Source organism: Terriglobia bacterium (assembly GCA_020072785.1).
Taxonomy (GTDB): domain Bacteria; phylum Acidobacteriota; class Terriglobia; order Acidiferrales; family UBA7541; genus Acidiferrum.
This window is the reverse complement of the sequence record JAIQGG010000001.1, coordinates 747,018-766,580: the sequence shown is the minus strand read 5'-3', so window position 1 is coordinate 766,580 and position 19,563 is coordinate 747,018. Positions and strand designations below refer to the sequence as shown.

Below are 19,563 nucleotides of genomic sequence, written 5' to 3'. Positions count from 1 at the left end.
GGCAGACCCACATAGCCGCAGCCGATGATGCCGACATTCAACTGCGCGCCCTTGAAGAATTCGGGTTTGCGGTCCGTGGCCATGGAGTGCGTCTCTCTCCTCGAGGCTGGGGCACCGCCCGGAAAGCGGCCGTGCCGGCGTTGCTAAGGCAATTGCGACCGTAAAGCGGTCAACTCCAACTGTGACCGCAGAGCGGTCAACGAACATTCACTATAGCAGGGAAAGCGCCCGGGGAAAAAATGGGTGTATTCGCTCAGTAGATTAGAAGTTATCCGGCATGAACAAGGGCAAAATCCGCGCGAATGGATCTGCGCGTCTCCAGAAAACTGGAAACGCGTAAACCATAAAGGCCGATCGAGTCCATGTCCAGTAAGCGCAGGCTGCAGCCCTCCGGAAACGATGTCGTTGGGGATAATCCGGATCGCCGTTTCGGAAGCGGCGCCAAGTCTGGCCTTGGGTGGTTATCCTGAAATCAGCGAAGTTGGTATGCAGAGAATGTACAGAAACGATAGAGAAAATCCCGAAATGTGCACAAATTTTCTTCCACCTTCCGAGGGAAGATCACGAACCTTTTTTCCGATTTATCATCTACCTATAGGCAATTGATGATAAAGGATTTACGAGGATCTCTCGATGGGAGGTTTATCGGCTTTGATGGCCCACTGATTGCAGTAATTACGTTCGCATATCTTGGTGTACGTTCAGATAGAAGCAGGGGGATCGTATGATGATTCGGAAGGTCTTGGCAGTACTGGGCCTCACTATTATGGTCCTCTTTTGCACAGCGCCGGCCATGGCGGATACAGTAGGTACCTTGATCTTGACGGATTGTGGCGGTGGCGGGAACTGTCCGGGTGCGACGTATGCCTTTGACATAACGACCACCTCGGCGAGCCTGACCATTACAATCAACGGGGTGCCGACGTCATCCAACGATTACATCACGGCCGTGGACCTCGGCTTCACATCCAGCGGAAACATCACTGGGTTGTCTCTGACGGCCTTTCCTTCGACCGGTTGGACAGCCACTACTGGCAGTTTGAGTTCTGGCGGGACTTGCGGTGTTAATTCCGGAGCTTTTGTCTGCGCTTCGGCGTCACCCTTGACCTCACTCCTTATCGCGCAGAATGGGGTCTACACTTGGACTTGGACCTTCGATGCAATCGACCCCTCATTGATCGCTGCCGATGGCAGCGTTCACATTGGGGCGGAGTACGGTCCGAACGCCAACGGGAGTTTCGATGGCCTCATCGTCTCCCAGACGACCGCGGTTCCTGAGCCCGCTTCGTTGACCCTGCTTGGCGCTGGGTTGCTGGCCCTGGCAGGTCTTGCGCGTTTGCGTCTCTAGACCAACGAAATAAGCGATTTAGCACACCGCACCATGACTTTCAAGAACCCCGCTCCGAATTGAGAGAGGGGTTGGTTTTTCCGGCTCCAATTCCTCCGACCTGTTCCCTTCAAGGGTCTGTCAGGCATAGAACGTCTTGTGTGGTCCCTCAGTCAATTGCAAGAATGACCAGTGGCATGTTCTTAAGAATTTGCCTAAGCCATTTATTTTCTGCAAGATATTTGGATAGCGAGAATCTGATATCGAGAAAGGCAGCGTAGCAGCGATGGGTAGGGTAAATAGTTTGCCACTTGGTGGAAGAAAATGGGGACTCCAGTAACATCCGGAAATTGACTGGGAGAGGATCAGGAAATGTTAACTTATTTATTTGCAATTAGTTAGTGGCAGATTGCAGAGTATCCATATCTTTGTTCTCTGGTAGCGAACTTGCTCCCCTACCTTTGCCGGTAGCGTGTCCAGAGCATCGGCTGAGCTGGTCCAAGGACCGGGGGAAGATGCTAGCCAGAGACGCATGAGCACACCAACGAGCCACATTCTCGAACCGCTGGCCGATATGGTTTACGGCCAGAGTGCCGCCATGCAAGCCCTGAATGCCGTGGTTGCCGTGATTGCGCGTACGGAAATCCCCGTTCTGCTGCAAGGAGAGAGCGGCACGGGCAAAGAGGTCTATGCCCGACTGATTCACCGGCTCTCTGGCGCTGGGCAAAGGCCGCTGAGAAAACTGAACTGCGCGACTCTGGAGCCGGGGCGTTTGCTGCGGCAAATTCAGGAAGGAACACAGCTCGTGAATGGCGCTCCGGAGGGCGGGACACTGCTCCTGGACGGCGTGGAGGAACTGGATCCGGCCTGCCAGCGCCTGCTGCTTTCTCTGCTCCCCGATGGCGCGGAGAAGAGTGGCGAGAACGAGGTGACGGCACGCGTGATTTCCACCACCTCGCGGAATCTGGAAGAGGAGATCGAGAAGGGGCGTTTTCGGAGGGAGTTGTATTTCCGGATCAATGGGGTGCACCTGCGGCTGCCGCCGGTGCGCGAGCGGAAAGAGGATATTCCGGCGCTGGTACAGTATTTTCTGACTAAATACTCCGGCGAATTGAAGCGCGACCCGCCAGTCCTGGGCCCGGAGGCACTGGAATTACTGACCGCCCACGATTGGCCGGGGAACATCCGCGAGATCGAAAATGTGGCGAAGAAGATCGTGGCCATCGGAGATGCCGGCGTGGCGCTGGACGATCTGCGCACAGCTCCCCGGAAGGCCGGCAAAACGAACGACGGGGCGCCCCTGTTTTCCTTGAAAGCGGCCTCGCGGGAGGCTTCGCGGCGGGCGGAGCGGGAGTTGATTCTGCAGGCGCTGGAGCGCACGCACTGGAACCGCAAGCGAGCAGCGCAGGAACTGCAGATCAGCTACAAATCGCTGCTCTACAAAATCAAGCTGATCGGCGTGCAGGGCACAACGAGCGACGAGTAACAGGGAGAAGGAAAGATGAGTCTGACAAGCAGTCTTCTCATGGGGCTGTGGCTGATCTTCGCGGCTGGGCAGGCGCAAAAACCGGACAAGCCGGAGGCCGCGGCAACGAAGACAGAAGCGGGCGGAAAAACGGCCAGCGCCGAAGCGGCGACCGGGACTGAGGCCCTTTACAAAATTGGCCCGCAAGACGTACTGCGCATCGACGTGTGGAAGGAGCCGGAGATTTCGCGCACCGTTCCGGTGCGGCCGGACGGAAAGATTTCTTTGCCGCTGCTGAATGACGTGCAGGCCGCAGGGCTGACGCCGACGCAGCTTGCCAGCGTGATCAGCGAGGGGCTGAAAAAGTTCATCACCAACCCGCAGGTGACTGTGGGCGTATCGGAGATCAACAGCCGGCGGGTGTACATCAACGGGGAAGTATTGCGGTCGGGGGCGTTACCACTGTTGCCAGATATGACCGTATTGCAGGCGCTGTCGAGCGCCGGCGGCTTCACGCAATTTGCCAGGATCAAAGATATCTATGTGCTGCGCACGGTGAACGGGAAACAGGAGAAGATCCCCTTCAACTACAAGGAAGTGGTGAAGGGCCGCAAACCGGAGCAGAACATCATGCTGCAGTCCGGCGACATAATCGTCGTGCCGTAGAGGGTGGCCATGAAACATTCGAAAGCATTGCTGTCAGGATTGGCGGTGCTCGCGGCACTGGCTCTGGGGGCGCCGCGCGCGCGCGCGCAGGAAGACGAGACGCAGCCGAAACCCGCCGCGAAGGCCCCGCTGCTGATTGGCATGGGCCAGGACGATGCCGAGCAGACCCCCGCCAACGAACTGCAGCCGGACAATCGCCCGTTGACCGGAGTGCAAACTCCAACGCTGGGCTCTGCGCAGTTCCGGCACAGCTACTGGGTGCCTGGCTTGCAGTACGGGAATACGACGCAGAATTTTGCGCTCAATCAAGCCAGCTCCGGGGACTGGACTGCAAATAGTTATGTGGCCGGGAACCTCAGCCTATTGGAAGCCTGGAGCCATGCCCAGTTGTCGATGAACTATTCGGGCGGCGGACTTTTTTCCACGAACAGCGCCCAGGGCAACGGCTATTTTCACCAGCTTGGATTGGTGCAGGTATTCCAGCGGCAAAGATGGCAAGTGCTGTTCCTGGACCAATTCTCCTATTTGCCGGAAGCGCAGTTCGGTTTTGGGGGAGCCGCGAATCTCAGCATTCCGGGAATCGGAGGCTCTCTCGGCGGCTCCCTGCCCGGGTTACAGAATAGCTATGTGCCCAACCAAAGCATCCTGACATCGGCGGGCCCGCGCTACAGCAACGCCTTTGCGACGCAGGCCAGCTATGCGCTCAGCCGGCGCGGAACGCTCACGGTTGCAGGTTCCTATGGGATTCTGCGTTTTGTGGAAGCCGGGAATATCGAGAGCGACAATGTGAACGGGAATGTGGGTTATGACTACGCGCTGACGAGTGAGGACCAGCTCGGTGGAGTGTACCGGTTCAGCGCCTATCACTTCGCGGGTTTTCCGCAGGCCCTTGGCGATCACTCGTTCCACTTCGTCTACGGCCGCAAGATTACGGGGCGCCTGGCACTGCAAGTGTCCGGCGGTCCGGAGTTGACCACCTTCCGCATTCCGATCGGCAATATCAGCGACACGCTTTCCGTGTCGGGAGGGGCTTCCCTCTCCTACGGTTTCAAGCGCGGCGGCCTGTCGCTGAGTTATGACCACGGCGTGAGCAACGGGGGCGGCGCGCTGATCGGGTCGAGCACGGATCGCGTGGGCCTGGATGCCAACCGCCAGATCAGCAGGGAGTGGCAGATGCAAGGCAACTTCGGATATGCGCGCAACCACGCTCTGGTAACCGCCAATGGGCAGGGTTATGACACGTGGTTCGCTGGCGCCGGGCTTAGCCGGCCCCTGGGCCGGAATGCCAGCCTGTCCTTCGGATATACAGCCCGGATCCAGGTTTCGCAATTGCCTGTCTGCGCAGCGGGAAATTGCAGCACCAGCTTCACGCAGCACCAGATCTCGCTGGGATTTCAGTGGCACACGCGGCCGTTCGTGATCCGCTAGACCGCAATTGCCCCCTGAACATCTCCGGGATGCGATGCCGAACGGGAGCGGCGTTTACAGGTGGAGGGCTGTTGTGCTTCAGGTAGAATAGCGCAGGAGCGGCAGTACGAGTTCGGAGACCATGTACAAGACTTTTTTCAAGCTAAAAGAAAACCCTTTCAACGTCAACCCGGATCCGCGTTTCCTCTTCCTCACGAAGGAGATAGAAGAAGCGCTGACGGGGCTGATGTACGGCATTGAGACGCGCAAAGGGTTCATTACCCTTACCGGCGAGGTCGGCACGGGCAAGACGACGCTGGTGAACCGGCTGCTCGACTGGCTGCACCAACAGCGCTCGCGTACGGCGTTCCTGTTCAATTCGCAGATGAACACGGACCAGCTGCTCGATTTCATCCTTGCGGAATTCGATATCCCCTGTGAATCGCAGTCCAAGAGCCAGCAGCTGATGAAACTGAACCATTGGCTGCTGGAACGCTACCGCGCGGGCGAGACGGTAGTTCTGATCATCGACGAAGCGCAAAACCTGACGCATCCGGTGCTGGAAGAAATTCGCCTTCTGACCAACCTGGAGACCTCGACGGAAAAGCTTTTGCAGATCGTACTGTCCGGGCAGCCGGAGCTGGAAGAGCGGCTGAAACTGCCGCAATTGCGGCAATTGCGGCAGCGCATCACGCTGCGCTGCAAGACCGCCCCGCTTACGAAAGAAGAGACGGGCAACTACATCCAAGAGCGACTGCGCATCGCGGGGGCCGCGGCCGATGGCGAAGCCATCTTCAGCCCGCAGGCGATTGAAACCATCCACCACTATTCCATGGGAATTCCACGCGTAGTGAATCTGCTCTGCGAGCACGCGCTGATCAGTGCGTACGTCGACCAGCAGCGAACGATCGAAGCAAAGATCGTGGACGACGTCGCGCGCGACTTCCAGCTTGACGAGGTTGCGCCGATCGCGCCGGCGGGTGGAACGCGCGCCGACCACGCCAACGACATTTACAATTCCGAAGAATTCCTGCAAAACCTTGGCGAAGTGCTCTCGAAGTTCCGCATCGCTTCTTCCCACCCGGCACCGGCAACCACGCGCGAAAAAGAATAAGCGCGACCATCCCGGCGCAGCGAATGGGCGCTTATCTAGAGGGCCGAGGTATCGTCCCTTACCTCAGTCCTTCCTGAGGGCCTGCGGGTCTTGGGGGAAGTTCCGGGGCAATCCAACGAGCAATTTTGTCTTCCAGACCGGGCCAGGAAGGCTCCGGCCCAGCCAAGAACCGTGTCTTTTCAAAAGGCCCCGGAGAAACTCAGGTCTTCCGAGATCACAGTTCCCGCGCGGATTTTAACTGCGCAAGGGCGTGGAGAGAAGAGTCGCGATTTTCGTAATACTTGGCGTAGTAGGAGCGGTATTCGCCGCCACGCACGCCGGCGAGCCATTCGCCGTTGTTGCGGTACCAGGCAATCGTCTGGCGCAGGCCTTCCTCGAGCGAGACGGAGGCTTTCCAGCCGAGTTCGGCTTCGATTTTCCTGCAGTCCAGGGCGTAGCGGCGGTCGTGGCCGGGACGGTCTTTCACATAGGTGAGCAGGCTTTCCGGCTGGCCCATGACGCGCAGCAGGCGCCGTGCCATGGTCAGGTTCTCTTCGATGTCGAGGCCACCGATGTTGTAGACCTCGCCGATGCGGCCACGCTCGAGAACCGCCAGAATGCCCCGGCAATGATCTTCGACGTGCAGCCAATCGCGCTGCTGCTTTCCATCGCCATAGATCGGGAGGGGCTTGCCATCCAGGGCATTGGTAATCATCAGGGGGAGGAATTTTTCCGGGAATTGAAAGGGGCCGTAATTGTTGGAAGCGCGGGTGATGATGCCGGGGAAGGCATAGGTGCGCGCATAGGAGCGAACCAGGAGATCCGAGGCCGCTTTGGAGGCGGAATACGGACTGCTGGGCTGCAAAGGCGAATTCTCATCGGCAAAGGCGCCGGGAGCCATGTCGCCGTAGACTTCATCCGTGGAAACATGGAGGAAGCGGGCGATCTGAATTTTGCGCGCTACCTGGAGGAGGATGAAGGTTCCGGTGACATTGGTTTCAATGACCGGAGCCGGTTCGTAGATGCTGCGGTCCACATGAGATTCGGCGGCGAAATGGACTACGGCGTCGCAGCCAGCCATGGCCGCCTCGACCGCGGCGGTATCGCAGATATCCCCTTTGACGAAGCGGTAATCCGGATTCCCGGCAATGGTGGCGAGGTTTGCGAGGTTTCCGGCGTAGGTGAGCTTGTCGTAATTGACGATACGATGGCCCTGATTGAGGGAAAGAACGTAGCGGATGAAGTTCGAGCCGATAAAGCCGGCGCCACCGGTGACGAAGAGATTCATCGCGCTTTTTCCCAAACCTTGACGGGCACGGTGGGCACGGTGTTTCCGGTCATCTTGTTCGCGCCGGTTTCGGCCACCAGATTGTTCGCCCGGAGGAGCGACTCAAACGTTCCGGCGTCAGTCCACCAGCCATCCAGCTTGTCGTAGCTGAGCGTGCCTTCCTCGATATAGAAATTGTTCACGTCGGTGATTTCGAGCTCGCCGCGGCCGGAGGGCTTCAGGCGGCGGATCTTTTCGAAAACGGTGGCGTCGTAGAAATAAATTCCAATCACCGCCAGATCGGATTTCGGCGCCTTAGGCTTCTCTTCAATGCCGATAATGCGGTCACCCTGGATCTCCGCGACGCCGAAGCGGTCCGCATCGGTGACCTGCTTGAGGATGATCTTCGCGCCTCTGCCCTGCTTGCGGAAAGCATCCGCGGCATGACAAACGTTGGTTTCGATGATGTTGTCGCCGAGGATGACGCAGATGGGCTCGCCATCCGCAAAAAACTCGGCCAGGCCCAGCGCGTGGGCGATCCCGCCCTCGCCTTCCTGGTAGGTGTAGTTCACGTGCTTGAGACCGAAATCCTTGCCATTCCCCAGTAAGCGCAGGAATTCCCCGGCGTTCTTGCCGCCGGTCACCACCAGGATGTCCTGGATGCCGGCATTGACGAGAGTCTGAATGGGGTAATAGATCATAGGCTTGTCATAGATGGGGAGCAGATGCTTGTTGGTCACCTTGGTGAGCGGATTCAAGCGACTGCCCAAACCCCCTGCGAGTACAACGCCTTTCATGGGTGTCTCCTATGACTAGCGAATACCACGAATCTTACGGAATCAAAATAGTCTATTCGCGAACAGATGGCCTAGAAGCAAAATTTCAGAAGAGGCCAGCGCGAACGTTAACAGCCCGGAAGGGAGCAATTGTCTCGCCACAATGAATCCGGTCCAGAAGCTGGAAGCTTCTGTATCTACCTGTATTTAAATAACTTAGATACAACACTGCGTTTAGACCCGCAAGAGGGAATCACCTTTGGAAAAAGTGGAAAAGCATTGACCAATTTGGCCCGGCCCTTCCCTGCCCTCTCCCATAAACACAGAGTTCCGAGGAGCTCCTGAAGGCAGGGGCTAGACATAAGTTGGTCAAATCAAATGGGTGGTCTGGCAGGGTAGTCCGGAAGGCGCCGGAAATGGTCTTCCAGGGCGGCCATGAGAGCCAGAACGAGGTCCTCCCGCCAGTGCCGGGCCACGACCTGGATGCCAACGGGCAGTCCGGCGCTGCCTTTCTCCACCTCGCGGGCGGTGCGCCGCGCGACATCCCGAGTCGCCGGCCGATCGGATTCCTCTCCCGGGCGAACCCTCGTCGTGCTGACCACGCCGGCCGGCAGACCGAGCAGATTGTACAGGCCGGCGTAGCTCTGCCCATCACCCACCAAGAAGCTCTTCCCGTGGAGCCCGGCGGGCAGCGCATCCGGGGGGCATAAGAGCGCATCGAATCGCCCGGCGTCCAGAGAGGAGAGAAACCTTCTGCGGTAATTCGAGCGCTGCTCGACAAGCTGAAAATATTCTTCGACCGAGATGCCGCCCCTGCGGCGCAGGCGCTCGGCGTAATGATGCTGTCCGGCGAGCCGGAGTGATACGCGGATTGCATCGCGAACAAATCCCGGCAGAGCGGCGGCGCGCAAGCTCCGGCGAAGGGCCGGATTCCACTGGCTTCCGCCCATGGCCTTCCTGTAGCTGGCCATGCCGTCCGCACAGATCAGACGGAGCTGGATTTCCCAGGCCTCGGCGGTATCCGGAGGCTGCCAGGGCTCGACTTCGGCACCGCGCTCCTGCAGAGCGCTGGCCGCTTCGAGCACGGCACGCCGCAGAGCGGGCGCCGGAGTCAGAATGCCATTGTCCGTGTAGAAGCCCACGCGGAGCCTCTTCATATCTACGGCCGCCGGGTCGCCGAGCGCCACGGGAGGAATGCTTTCGTCGACAGCCTCCTGCCCCGGTGCTCCCAGAATGCGCATGGCTAGAATCAGATCCTCGACGCTTCGGGCCAACGGACCGGGCTGCGGCAGGATCGCTTCCTGGCCGAAACGGAAGCGCGCGTAACCGCGCATTGTGAACCGTCCGGAGGTCGGCTTCAAAGCATGAATGCCGCAGGCATGGGCCGGCAGGCGCAGACTGCCGCCATAATCGGAGCCGAGCCCCAGGGCCGAACCGCCGGCAGCCAGAATAGCGGCTTCCCCGCCGGAGGAGCCTCCAGGCGTTCTGTCCAGGTTCCAGGGATTATTGGAGCGGCCGTAGAGCGGGTTGGAGGTCTCATTACCCTTCATGAGCAAGGGCACGTTGGTCTTGCCAAGCAGGACGGCGCCCGCCTGGCGGAGCCTGGCCACGAGAATGCCGTCGGCCGAGGCGCAGTGCGCAGCACGTTCGGTCAGCCCCATGGTGCTGGGAGTGCCCGCAACCTCGAACGCTTCCTTCACGGTCAGCGGCACACCGCAGAGCGGGCCAGTCAGCGCGCCGCGGGCCCGCGCAGAATCGAGAGCCGCCGCTTCAGCCCTGGCCGATTCGAACAACGGGACAACGACGGCGTTCAGACTCGGATTGACTGCTTCGATGCGCCGGATGTGCGCGTCCACCACATCGCGCACTGAAAGTGCGCCGGAGGCCACGAGCCTGGCGATTTCCGCAGCGCTCCACGAGATGATTTCAGCGGATGGGGAGGAAGGAGGAGTCATGGGGAGTTTCCGGGTTCTGTAACCGGGCGCGCAAAGCGGGTGAGCGGCCCAAACCCTGCAAGGCTATTCAGCGAGCCAGGCAGCTGCGCTTCCTTGCCAAGGCCTCCTGCAAACACCTAAGATGGCGTTCATCTTCGTGAACCCGTCCGTCATGACACCCGATATCGAACGCGCCCTAAAGCAATACATGGTCTGGTTCGGCTCGTACAAGGCCTCCGGCGAACTGAGGACGACGGAGGTGTGGTCCATTGTAACCGCCGGCTGCATTGAATTCATCACACCGTCGGATACGCACAAAGTAGCGCGCGTGCGCCGCAATCCGCGCGTGCTCTGCCATCTCGGGAGCGCCGAAGGTCCGGTGATTGCCGGAACGGCCACGATTCTCGAAGAAAAGCGCGAAGTCTGGCGCGTGTACCGGGCTTACTGGAAGACTCATCCGTTCAAGATGGTTCTGAGTGTCACACCGCGGATCATCCGGCAAACCCTGATGGGCAGGCGAGTCGCCATCCGCGTGCAGCCGGATGAGCCCAACCCGCTGGCAGCAGTAACGGACCCGGCACCCTAGCCTCCGGCCGGTCTACGGGAACTGCTTGACGATCACAGGGCCGAGCGTTTTTGCCAGACTCAGAGGAGTTTTCTTCCATACTGATTCGAACAGGGACCTCTTCGCCCCGCGCGTGTTTGTCTGCTGCGCCTGGGACTTAGCGACACCGGGGGATTGATAGTAGTAGGTACATTTTGTGCCGCCCCAGCCCAGACGGTAAGAGGGAGCCACATCCCCCTGTGGAATCCGCCCGGAATGAAAGATGTGAACTCCCTCGCCCGCCAGATTCGTAATCAGCTTCCAGTAAAGATCATAGGCAAAGAGCTCGCCTTGCTCGTCATGCCTGGGCAGGCAGGTCAGGGGGAAGGAAACCGTGTCTTTGAAGCACTTCGCCAGAGTGGCCGCAACCAGGGTCCCTTGTTGCCTCAAGAGAGCGATTTGATAGGTTCCGGTTCCGAGGAGAAGCTCGACCCAGCGCCGGCTGACGCAGGGCAGGCCCTGTCCATGCTGGTCGTGGAGGAGAAGTTTGTAAAAGGTGTCGAGATCCGAGGAAGGATATTCCAGGACCGTGCTGTGTTTCTTCGCTTCCTCCACCTTGGATCTGTTCGTATCGCTGATGCTCTTCCAGATCTGGGCGAGGTCTTCGGTAAGCGCCAGCTCGCGATTGTAATAGCTGTCATCGGTCAAAAGTTCGCCCTGGATTTTGATCTTGTATTGCCGCAGGGCGATGTGGGCGGCGCTGGTTTCCTTTCCCAATTCGATCGCCCTCTTGAGCAGCAACTGCTCCGCCTCTTGGTTCATGGCCACAATGCCCCCGGCCACGAAATAGGGAACGGACATCAGGATTCTGCCGCGGCGAAAGGTATCACTGAGGTACAGGGGCAAGATCCCGCAGAGCGCAGAGCCGTCATACGCGGCAAGCGGATAAAAGGGCAGGTTATACATCTTCTTGAGCACGGATGAATAATAGTAGCTATGCCAGGCAATCACGTTTGGGTTCGTGTCGACAAAGCGATCCCAATCCGCCTTCCTGCTTTCCTCGAGAATATCCACGCGCATCGGGTGTCCCCTAAGGTTGATTGCTTTCGTTAATAATCAGCATCTCTTTCCCGGAGGAATGCTTTTCGATCTTTGAAACATATTCAAAATCGACGGGTGTTGCTGTCGAAAGGTTTTTTTCCAGATGGCGCCGGATATCGGCCTCTGTCTCCGGGGTGAAATTCGGACGCGGCACGATTCGCAAATGAATGCTGCGATCCTTGCGATAAACGACCTGCCATCTTTCGATCGTCTGGCTTTGGCGTCCAACCATGAACGTGCGCATCCAGAAATTCGGGGAAATCATGCGGCCGTCCCTGGTGTAAAAGACTTCGCCGGTTCGTCCCAGGAAGTTCTTGATGACCAGCAAGGACCGGCCACAGGCGCAATTCCCGGGGGCCACCTCGCCGATATCGCCCATCCGATAGCGGATGAAAGGCATGGGGGATCTATCGAGAGTAGTAACGATAATTTCTCCGGGGTGTTCAGGGGCGCTTTCCCCGTTATCCCGTTGACTCTCGACGAGGAGATCTTCCTGGTTGATGTGCAAGCTGCCCTCGGGGCAGAAAAAAGCGATGTGCCCCACCTCGCGGCTGCCATAGATATTCGTCTGCGCGCAATGAAAGACGCTGGAGAGAAGAGCCTTTTCATGCTCGTAGAGGGGAGCGGCCCAGGATATGGCAAGTTCCGGGCGCCAAGAGGCCATGTCTTGGTTCGACCGCCGAATGTAATCGGCCAACCCGGTCAACGCGGAAGTGAATCCCCAGAGAACCTTGGGCCGAAATTCCTTGATTTTCTCGACGGAGAGCGCGTAATCCGGATTCGTCAGATTCACCCCGGGTAGAATCAACTGGTGCCAAAGGCGCTTTCTCGCCGACAGGGTCTTGCTGTTTGGAAGGTAATCCGTTGAAATCCTGACCAGTCGTGCCTCCCGCACGCCGGGCTTATGGCCAAACCAATCCTTCAATCTCAGTTCCAAAGCCCAATTCCGGCCCGTGATCGCTCCATCCTCGTAAAAGGTGACTGGGGCACCGGTGGAACCCGACGAAGTATTCTTCACAAGCTTGTGCTTGCGAAACCTTGCAAACGACGCCGGCTGGCCGGGGCCTCGCGTGGATCGATCCGCGAAGGGGATGGAGGGCCAGTAGCGAGTGTCCAGAAGCTCGCGGCAGTGATCCATCACATCTTTGCGGGTCAGGGGAGGGATCTTCTTGACGTCTTCCAGTGTCCTGATATCGTCCGGCAGGAGCCCGGCTGCCTTGAACCGGGCAGCGTAGAATGGGCACTGCTTACCCGCATACCTTACCAGCTCTCTAAACTTTCTGAGCTGCATCTCCTGCAATTGTTCTTGCGGGTAGCGTTCGGACTTTTTCAATTCGTGGAAATGACGCAGGACCCCCCTTCTGTTCAGCGTGTAGTTCGTCAAAGGAAAGGTAATGTTTCCGACAACGAAATCATTGAAGTGCTCCAGAAAGCTCACTGCTGCACCTTCTTATACCGCCAAATGTCACGTCCCAGTATTCGGAAGTAATGAATATCGATGATTTCCCGGAAGCCCACTTTTCTTGCCAATTTGAGCGAGCCGACGTTGGAAGTGAGAGCGCCGCCATAAAGGCGCTTGACCCCCCGGCTGCCAAGCTCCTCAAAAATCCTGTAGCGGAGCTGAGAACCGAGACCCAATTGCCGGAAGTCTTTCATCACCGCAATCTGTTCGGACCAGGCATCACCCTTGCGAAAGGTCCGCTTCTTATTGACCAGTGGCATAAACACTTCGCCGAACCCAATCAAGTTAAACCCCGCCACCTTCTCGCCCTGCAGGGCCACCAGGCACAAGGCGCCGGCCCGGATGCTTTCTTTCAATCCGCCCTGAAGCCATTCGTGAACCTTCTCAATCTGCGAGATGGCCTGATGATCGTCCGGATCGAGAATCCTAAAAGACAGGCCCTGTTCATCGCACAGCGCAGAAGGGCGCGGCTCCGTGAGGTCGATTCGATAGATGCGGTAAACCTGATGGGCATAAAATGTCTGGAAGAGGTAACCCAGACTCTTTCTGAGAGTAACCGGCCAGCCATAGTCTTCCACGTTTCTCTGGAATTTCCGGACGAAAAGAGAAAGGCGCATAACTTATTTGTCCGCCCGCACAAGCGGGGTTCTCGCTATTTGCGTTCCACTTGCCCTTTCCAGTTTGGATGCGGCTCGAATTTCAGATTTGCGGATTTTTGCATTTCTGCCAAGCTGAGGACCCGACCGCCTTCGATCACTTCAATCTGCTCGCGATTTCCGCGGAAGATCGGCCTCTTTTGCTCGCCATCCTCCAGCGCCTTTTTGACGAGGGGAATCTTATCAATGTCAAATCCCATGAGTGAGGTCGCGACCGCATCGATGGCAGCCGAATTGTAACCGGCTATCAAAACGCCCGGCGCCAAGGGGTTGGGCGAGAGCGGGCCATTTCCTTCGCCGGCCACAATTCCGTCAATCAAACAGAAATACTTGCGCTGCGGAGTATCGCGCAGCTTGCCGTTCTTATCCGCGTAGAAAACAATCCGGTTTATATCCAACAGGGTCCGCCAGAGCGTGTCGTTCCCGTACCACATCGCCTCGTAAACGTCGTCCTTGAAGGGAATCACCTTGTGCGTGTCCCAAATGAGTTTCTTGATCACCGCGAACATGAACTTTACGGGAACCCAAGACCGCGTCTGGATCTGGTCGTGCAAAACAAGGCAGACCCGCTTCCGCCAGGAGGGATAAATGTACTGGTCGCCTCCTTCCTCGACAGAACCCGTGCGAAAGTGCGGAAGGCTGTCCTTGGAGGCGGGCAGCCCCATGAAGTTTTTCAAGGCCAGCGTGATCGCCGTGCGCCGATGGGTTTTCAACTTCGGGATGTTTATGATCGCGTCGCTTTCCAGCACGGATTTGGGGAACACATACTCGTGGCGACCCTCGGAATGATGCTCGTACATCTTTTTGTAACTGGCGATCGCGATCCGGAGCCGCTTGGGATCGATATCCTTGAAGAAACTTTCCTTCCCCAAGTCCACGGTCTGGTAACCCAGAGGATCCTGGCCAACTTTCTTGCGCGCCCACTTGCCGTACATCCACGTCCGCACGCCACGGACCGTGCGGAGGTCGATGCACTCGATAGGAATGGAGGTTTGCTGGCGATACCAAACGAGAAGTTTGTCGATCCGGGATGCCGCCATGGCCTCTTCAAAATGCCCAAAGATCACCTGAGAATCCCCGATGGTGATCTTTCCCTGATTCTTCAGAGCAATACAAAGATAATCAAGCATCGGCCGGATGACGGACGGGTGGATGATGACGGAAAAATATTCCTTGTTTTCCTCATGCATGTGCGAGACGGTGTTGGGCTTGATCAACACCTTCATGCCCGGCTGGACGATGTCGCCGAGGGGATTCCAATTGGGAGTTCCGAAGTTCTTCTGGTCCAGGCCTGCCCTATGAAGAGTTTCCCGGACCCAGGCGTAGACCTCGTTGTTGGGGTCAACACCTTTCAAGGCATACTCGGGGTACCTCTCGGGAGGATCGAAGGGGAGCTCCGTGGGGTAATCCTTGAGCCCTGTGAAGGAAACCGCGACTCTCTTGTCCTGCAGCAAAGATTCGATCGTCCCCAATGTAGTCACCGTTCCCATCGTGCCTCCGTGGTTGTATTTGGATCTATCTTAACAACTACAAACAAAGAACTCTCGCGAGATATCTGTTCTGTGCCGAATCATTACTCGGAAGGAATCTTAAAAGGAAGCTCATGCGGGCTCGAATAATCTGCGGAGAAAAGGTGAAAACGCGCGCGCGAGTTTAGAACAGTGATCGCGGATTCGTCGCGGGCTTTGGCCTCGGCATGCCGCAACAAAGGACGCCGCTACATCCATTTCCTCGGTACCTGCTAAGATTTTCCCTCTTTGTGATACACAAGGCGGTCATTCTCAAGCCGCGCGTATGCGACGCGCGCCCGCTCTTTCTGCGGCCCTTCGATGCGCCATTTTCCGTCTTCCGAGACGAGTCTCATCTGGGCTCTTGCTCTCCACCAGCTGTCGATTTCCCGGGGAAGAGCGGTCCAGACGTTTTCCTCCCGGCGTAGTTGAGAGAGATATCCGAGCAAATCCTTGTATGTTTGCTGATTCTTTTCCTCAATGATGTAATCGGGGTGAACGATGAAACTGACGAGACCGTATTTTTCGAGGATGAGGCGAACTTGTGTCTTCCAGAGAGTGAGGCAATTCTGCCGGAGGATGTAGAACAGGGGGTAATCCTGCGTTGTCGTCACCGGCAACTCAAGGATATCGCCGATAAAGTAAGGAAACACAGTGCAACATCCACCCTGCTGCGGATCCAGATGAGCGACATTTGGAACGGACATTTCATAACTGAAATCCAAGGCAGGGAGCCAGTCGAGATTGCGGTACAACACGGCAGCTCGAAAACCCCGAGCTCTAAATTCTTTGCCGTATTGATTGATCAGTTTTGCCCGGCGCAAGAATTCATCCCGATCAGAATAGAGATATCCGTCGTGATTGAGATCTTGGACAGCGACTTCGAATCCCCGCTCGCGAATGTCCGCAAGAAATTCTTCGGGCACCGAGTACCGCTTCTCGGGGACAATTTGAAATGATGCCTTTACACCGAAGGAATCGTTAATGTCCATCAACCGGGAACAGAAATCCCGGCCGGCTGTCGTCTCTACGTCATGCGTCATCAACACGCAACCGGGCGCTCCCTCAGGCCAGAACCAGATAAAGGGAATCTCATTAATCCCCTGAGCCTTCATCGAACTCACGAGAAGTCTCTCGAGTATCTCTTCCACAGACCGGTCCACCGGCCAGCGGGGGAAGAATTTTTTCTGCCAGCCACGCAAATACAGTCTCTGAAAATGCTTGCGGACAGCGACGGACATAAGCGGGCGCAGGGCGTAGTAAGCGCTTCGCACAACTTTCTTGGCGATGCGCCGGGACCCGGTGTGGTTTGAGTTCGTTGCGTATCGCTCCAAACGCAGATTATCAATTACCTTCGCCGGGTCAAACGGCAACTTGAGAATAGACCCATCGACCTTTACGTCCTGCGCTGCATCATAGAGAGATTCGGCGGGATGAATGCTCCGGAATCCGGAAGCAGATTGACCATAGCAGATTGCCTCTTGCCCGAAGCGAAAGAACCCCGTGTCCTCGGACAGCGCACCCGCTAAGCCAAAAGTGGCGACGCTCTCGGCGCATTTGTATCGATCGATAAGGGCTCGATTGAGCATAGCCTACCTAGCGGATAGCTTTATGAATGCAAGGCAAGTACCACTTCCATGTAACTTGTAAGGCTCATATTATCTCGTAGATGGCTTTCGATACTCCCGGCATAGGACATGGAAATGCCAAACTTCTTCTCATACTAAGGATGTGAACTTCTTCCTAGAGCACTGGTTTTCGGCATCTGAATGCTTCGTCACATTTACGGCGGGGGTGCCTCCCCTAGCTTTCAGCCAATATGGGGATAGAGCAACCTTCCTGCCGTGATAAGACATCGGTCTGGCAAATAGGAAACAACTAGTTTAGCGATTTGCATCTTCCAGCCTGCACTTGTGCTTCGTGCACGGCTCGCCGGGAACTTTACATAAGTCAGCGTTGATCGAGAGGCCCCTAACCGTTCCTTAAACTGGACCAGTCCGGAATTGTCTATATCTGACCTTCCCAGGTCAAGCTCCTCAGCGCCTTCCTTTTTGGCGTTTTCGATTGTCTTCCAGAGCAGAAAAGGCATCCCCCCGAAATTATGGAACTCGGCGTCGGAACAGCCGTACTTGTAAACGACCGTATTCTTATGCGAGAGGATGAGAACCGCAGCAATCGGTCTCTCATTCTTACAAGCCACGCGGATTGTAAACTTTTCGCCCATGCAAACCCCCAGATTCCGGAACCAATCGAGGGAAGCGGGAGGAAGTTCGTGCCGACGGCGAGTGAGCAACATCAATCGATAAAATTTGCTGAGCAGGGCTTCCGACCTCCCCTCCTCACAGATCAATCCCTCCCGTTCGGCGCGCCGGATTTTTCTTTGTATCGAATCTTTATGCAAATTACGGAACAACTGTTCCAGGCTGGGACGAAGATCCACCTTGTGGAGATAAACTGATTCTGCTGCAGCAAAGTTTCCCCACTCGATAGTCGAGCTTTCCAGCGGCCGGATCTCGATGCACTTTAATCTTTCGTCCACCTGAATGCGTTGTAAGCCTTGCAGTAGGGAGACCAGATTTTCCTGCCTGTCTACCAGGGGATGGCAGTGATCCGAAAATGGCAACGACACCAAGCGCCGTCCCGTCAGCCAGCTGTCGATTCGGCAAAAGACAAGTCCATTCTCTAACTCCGTGCCCGGCCTCGTAGTTGTATATGCGACCGGCTCGTAGCCATAAGTCTTATGCAACGCCGCGAGCCAGGCAGCGGAATGGAAGACCGAGGAGCACGGATGGCGCTCCAGAAACACTTCCCATCGCGGATCTTTGATCGGATCAATTTGATGCATGGTCACGGAGCTATTATCAACAGTCCAGGGACTCAAAGGTCAGGATTCTACTGCTTTCAGCTTGTCAGACGACACTCCATGAGATGTGCACATCATGGTGCAGAGCCTAGCGCCGTAACCCGACGCATTGTTGAGGAATAACGTTCACCCGCGTAGGATCTGGGACCGCATCATCCATCTCAAAAAAACTCATTGTCTGATAGTGTGCGGGCTCGATGAATCTCGACACATCGATGCTCCGCCATTTCTTCAAGAGACAGGTGTCTGAAGTTGGCGGCCTTCAGGAAGCGCCTGTTTGGAGTGGGCCGCGATGACCTCGCGATATACTTGCAAAAGCTTCATCCCAGCCGCGGACCATGTGATTTCGTGTACGGTACTCAGAGATGCAACGCGCAACTTTTCTAAAAGCGCGCGATTCTCGTACAGAGCGGTTATATGTTGCGTGAGCGCCTCAACGTCGCCGACGCGATGGACAAGCGCGTTCTCCATATGCTTGCAGATGGCGCCGGCCGCTTGCGAGACAAGCAGGACGCACCCACTCCCCCGGGCCTCCGACGTCACGAGAGCGCTTCCTTCCTCAATCGTCGGCAGGATCAGGATATCGCTTTTCCGCATGAGATCGGCCACATCATTGCGGTGTCCCAGTACGTGGATGCTGGGGTCAGAAAGCATCGTAGAAAGCTTTTCCGCGTATCCCGGTATGAACTCCCCCGCAATTAGAAAGCTGCCTTCCCGATGAGCGGGAGATTTCAGCCAGGCCTCGAGAGCGTAGTGCAAACCCTTTCTTGGTGCAACCCCGCCAACAAACAACATCGTAAACCCACAGTTTGGGTCCCGTGGCCTGCCGTTCGCATGGTAAATCTTCTCATCGAATCCGTATTGATGTCGCGCAAGCTTCTCCGGCGGGAAACCCTGTTCGATGAATATGTTTGCGACAAAATCAGACGGGCAAAGAAGGCGATCGGCGAGCTGATACTCCTCTTCCTCGATGCGCAGGATCTCCTCGTTATAGGCGTGTTCATGGCCGGGCGGCAAAGGAACTCCGATGCGCTCGCATTCCTTCTGCACCACCTCGTAAGCAAAACGCGTATGCGCATTAGGCCTTTCGAGCACGCTGGGAATCCCCAGCTTTGCGGCGGCCTTAAGCGTTCGCAGTGCCCCTAGCGGCCACGTGTGAACAATATCAATTTTCCCAACCAGCTTCTCGATTCGACGAGACACAATATAGTCGTGGAGGGCGAAAGCGCGCATGCTGCCAAGGATCTTATAGGGGATGCGCACCTTTCCTCTGGCGAGCGTTGGCCGGACTCTCACGCCGGGGGGTACAGGTTTGCTGAGAGCGCCAGGAAAGACTAGAACATCCACGCCGACCGCAGCGATGCCATTCACCTGTTGCCAGGCTGTGTAACAGATCCTGTCCGCGCCCAGCTTGTGCGGGAAACTGTACAACACCCGAACACGATTGCTTTCTTGGCTCATGTACTCTCTTTCCTTTCTCCGGCTTGGCAAGAG

At 56.9% G+C, this 19,563-nt stretch carries 16 protein-coding genes; 6 read left to right on the top strand and 10 right to left on the bottom strand.

Annotated elements, in window-relative coordinates:
• Positions 1-724: 724 nt before the first annotated feature.
• The 5 genes from LAN61_03285 to LAN61_03265 all read left to right on the top strand — a co-directional run bounded on the left by LAN61_03285 (position 725) and on the right by LAN61_03265 (position 5,979).
• Entirely contained in the window at positions 725-1,348 is a 624-nt protein-coding gene (locus LAN61_03285) for a PEP-CTERM sorting domain-containing protein (GenBank protein MBZ5539526.1), read from the top strand.
• A 511-nt stretch (positions 1,349-1,859) separates the two neighbouring features.
• Complete coding sequence (locus LAN61_03280) at positions 1,860-2,813, top strand: sigma 54-interacting transcriptional regulator (protein ID MBZ5539525.1); 954 nt, start codon at positions 1,860-1,862, stop codon at positions 2,811-2,813.
• 15 nt (positions 2,814-2,828) lie between these two features.
• The gene (locus LAN61_03275) at positions 2,829-3,458 is read left to right on the top strand and encodes a polysaccharide export protein (protein MBZ5539524.1); all 630 of its coding nucleotides are present in this window, start codon (positions 2,829-2,831) and stop codon (positions 3,456-3,458) included.
• A 9-nt stretch (positions 3,459-3,467) separates the two neighbouring features.
• Positions 3,468-4,886, top strand: a complete 1,419-nt coding sequence (locus LAN61_03270; protein MBZ5539523.1) for a hypothetical protein — start codon at positions 3,468-3,470, stop codon at positions 4,884-4,886.
• 121 nt (positions 4,887-5,007) lie between these two features.
• Entirely contained in the window at positions 5,008-5,979 is a 972-nt protein-coding gene (locus LAN61_03265; protein MBZ5539522.1) for an AAA family ATPase, read from the top strand.
• A gap of 214 nt (positions 5,980-6,193) precedes the next feature.
• Here LAN61_03265 and rfbB read toward each other — a convergent pair whose 3' ends face one another.
• From rfbB to LAN61_03250, 3 genes are all read right to left on the bottom strand, one after another.
• Positions 6,194-7,246, bottom strand: a complete 1,053-nt coding sequence (rfbB, locus tag LAN61_03260; GenBank protein ID MBZ5539521.1) for a dTDP-glucose 4,6-dehydratase — start codon at positions 7,244-7,246, stop codon at positions 6,194-6,196.
• On the bottom strand, positions 7,243-8,022 hold the full coding sequence (locus tag LAN61_03255; GenBank protein MBZ5539520.1) for an NTP transferase domain-containing protein: 780 nt from the start codon (positions 8,020-8,022) through the stop codon (positions 7,243-7,245). Before LAN61_03255 ends, rfbB begins: the two co-directional genes overlap by 4 nt.
• Positions 8,023-8,375: 353 nt before the next feature.
• Positions 8,376-9,956: an amidase gene (locus tag LAN61_03250; protein MBZ5539519.1), complete on the bottom strand. Its 1,581-nt coding sequence runs from the start codon at positions 9,954-9,956 to the stop codon at positions 8,376-8,378.
• 121 nt (positions 9,957-10,077) lie between these two features.
• Here LAN61_03250 and LAN61_03245 point away from each other — a divergent pair, with 121 nt between their 5' ends.
• Positions 10,078-10,521, top strand: a complete 444-nt coding sequence (locus LAN61_03245) for a pyridoxamine 5'-phosphate oxidase family protein (GenBank protein MBZ5539518.1) — start codon at positions 10,078-10,080, stop codon at positions 10,519-10,521.
• A gap of 12 nt (positions 10,522-10,533) precedes the next feature.
• Here the strand turns inward: LAN61_03245 and LAN61_03240 are convergent, their stop codons facing one another.
• From LAN61_03240 to LAN61_03210, 7 genes are all read right to left on the bottom strand, one after another.
• Positions 10,534-11,559, bottom strand: coding sequence for a hypothetical protein (locus tag LAN61_03240; GenBank protein MBZ5539517.1), 1,026 nt, complete (start codon positions 11,557-11,559; stop codon positions 10,534-10,536).
• Positions 11,560-11,569: 10 nt separating this feature from the next.
• Positions 11,570-13,018, bottom strand: coding sequence for a hypothetical protein (locus tag LAN61_03235; protein ID MBZ5539516.1), 1,449 nt, complete (start codon positions 13,016-13,018; stop codon positions 11,570-11,572).
• Positions 13,015-13,620: a GNAT family N-acetyltransferase gene (locus LAN61_03230; GenBank protein MBZ5539515.1), complete on the bottom strand. Its 606-nt coding sequence runs from the start codon at positions 13,618-13,620 to the stop codon at positions 13,015-13,017. The genes LAN61_03235 and LAN61_03230 overlap by 4 nt, the downstream gene beginning before the upstream one ends.
• Positions 13,621-13,694: 74 nt before the next feature.
• The gene (locus LAN61_03225; GenBank protein MBZ5539514.1) at positions 13,695-15,188 is read right to left on the bottom strand and encodes a DUF362 domain-containing protein; all 1,494 of its coding nucleotides are present in this window, start codon (positions 15,186-15,188) and stop codon (positions 13,695-13,697) included.
• Positions 15,189-15,439: 251 nt separating this feature from the next.
• Entirely contained in the window at positions 15,440-16,795 is a 1,356-nt protein-coding gene (locus LAN61_03220) for a hypothetical protein (GenBank protein ID MBZ5539513.1), read from the bottom strand.
• Positions 16,796-17,016: 221 nt separating this feature from the next.
• A complete protein-coding gene (locus LAN61_03215; GenBank protein ID MBZ5539512.1) occupies positions 17,017-18,057 on the bottom strand; it encodes a peptidoglycan bridge formation glycyltransferase FemA/FemB family protein in 1,041 nt (346 codons plus the stop codon).
• 243 nt (positions 18,058-18,300) lie between these two features.
• Entirely contained in the window at positions 18,301-19,530 is a 1,230-nt protein-coding gene (locus tag LAN61_03210) for a glycosyltransferase family 4 protein (protein ID MBZ5539511.1), read from the bottom strand.
• Positions 19,531-19,563: the final 33 nt, after the last annotated feature.

Bases quoted from the DNA above. Each gene is read 5' to 3' on its own strand.
- LAN61_03285 (MBZ5539526.1), top strand. From the start codon at position 725: ATGATGATTCGGAAGGTCTTGGCAGTACTGGGCCTCACTATTATGGTC.
- LAN61_03280 (MBZ5539525.1), top strand. From the start codon at position 1,860: ATGAGCACACCAACGAGCCACATTCTCGAACCGCTGGCCGATATGGTT.
- LAN61_03275 (MBZ5539524.1), top strand. From the start codon at position 2,829: ATGAGTCTGACAAGCAGTCTTCTCATGGGGCTGTGGCTGATCTTCGCG.
- LAN61_03270 (MBZ5539523.1), top strand. From the start codon at position 3,468: ATGAAACATTCGAAAGCATTGCTGTCAGGATTGGCGGTGCTCGCGGCA.
- LAN61_03265 (MBZ5539522.1), top strand. From the start codon at position 5,008: ATGTACAAGACTTTTTTCAAGCTAAAAGAAAACCCTTTCAACGTCAAC.
- rfbB (MBZ5539521.1), bottom strand. From the start codon at position 7,246: ATGAATCTCTTCGTCACCGGTGGCGCCGGCTTTATCGGCTCGAACTTC.
- LAN61_03255 (MBZ5539520.1), bottom strand. From the start codon at position 8,022: ATGAAAGGCGTTGTACTCGCAGGGGGTTTGGGCAGTCGCTTGAATCCG.
- LAN61_03250 (MBZ5539519.1), bottom strand. From the start codon at position 9,956: ATGACTCCTCCTTCCTCCCCATCCGCTGAAATCATCTCGTGGAGCGCT.
- LAN61_03245 (MBZ5539518.1), top strand. From the start codon at position 10,078: ATGGCGTTCATCTTCGTGAACCCGTCCGTCATGACACCCGATATCGAA.
- LAN61_03240 (MBZ5539517.1), bottom strand. From the start codon at position 11,559: ATGCGCGTGGATATTCTCGAGGAAAGCAGGAAGGCGGATTGGGATCGC.
- LAN61_03225 (MBZ5539514.1), bottom strand. From the start codon at position 15,188: ATGGGAACGGTGACTACATTGGGGACGATCGAATCTTTGCTGCAGGAC.
- LAN61_03220 (MBZ5539513.1), bottom strand. From the start codon at position 16,795: ATGCTCAATCGAGCCCTTATCGATCGATACAAATGCGCCGAGAGCGTC.
- LAN61_03210 (MBZ5539511.1), bottom strand. From the start codon at position 19,530: ATGAGCCAAGAAAGCAATCGTGTTCGGGTGTTGTACAGTTTCCCGCAC.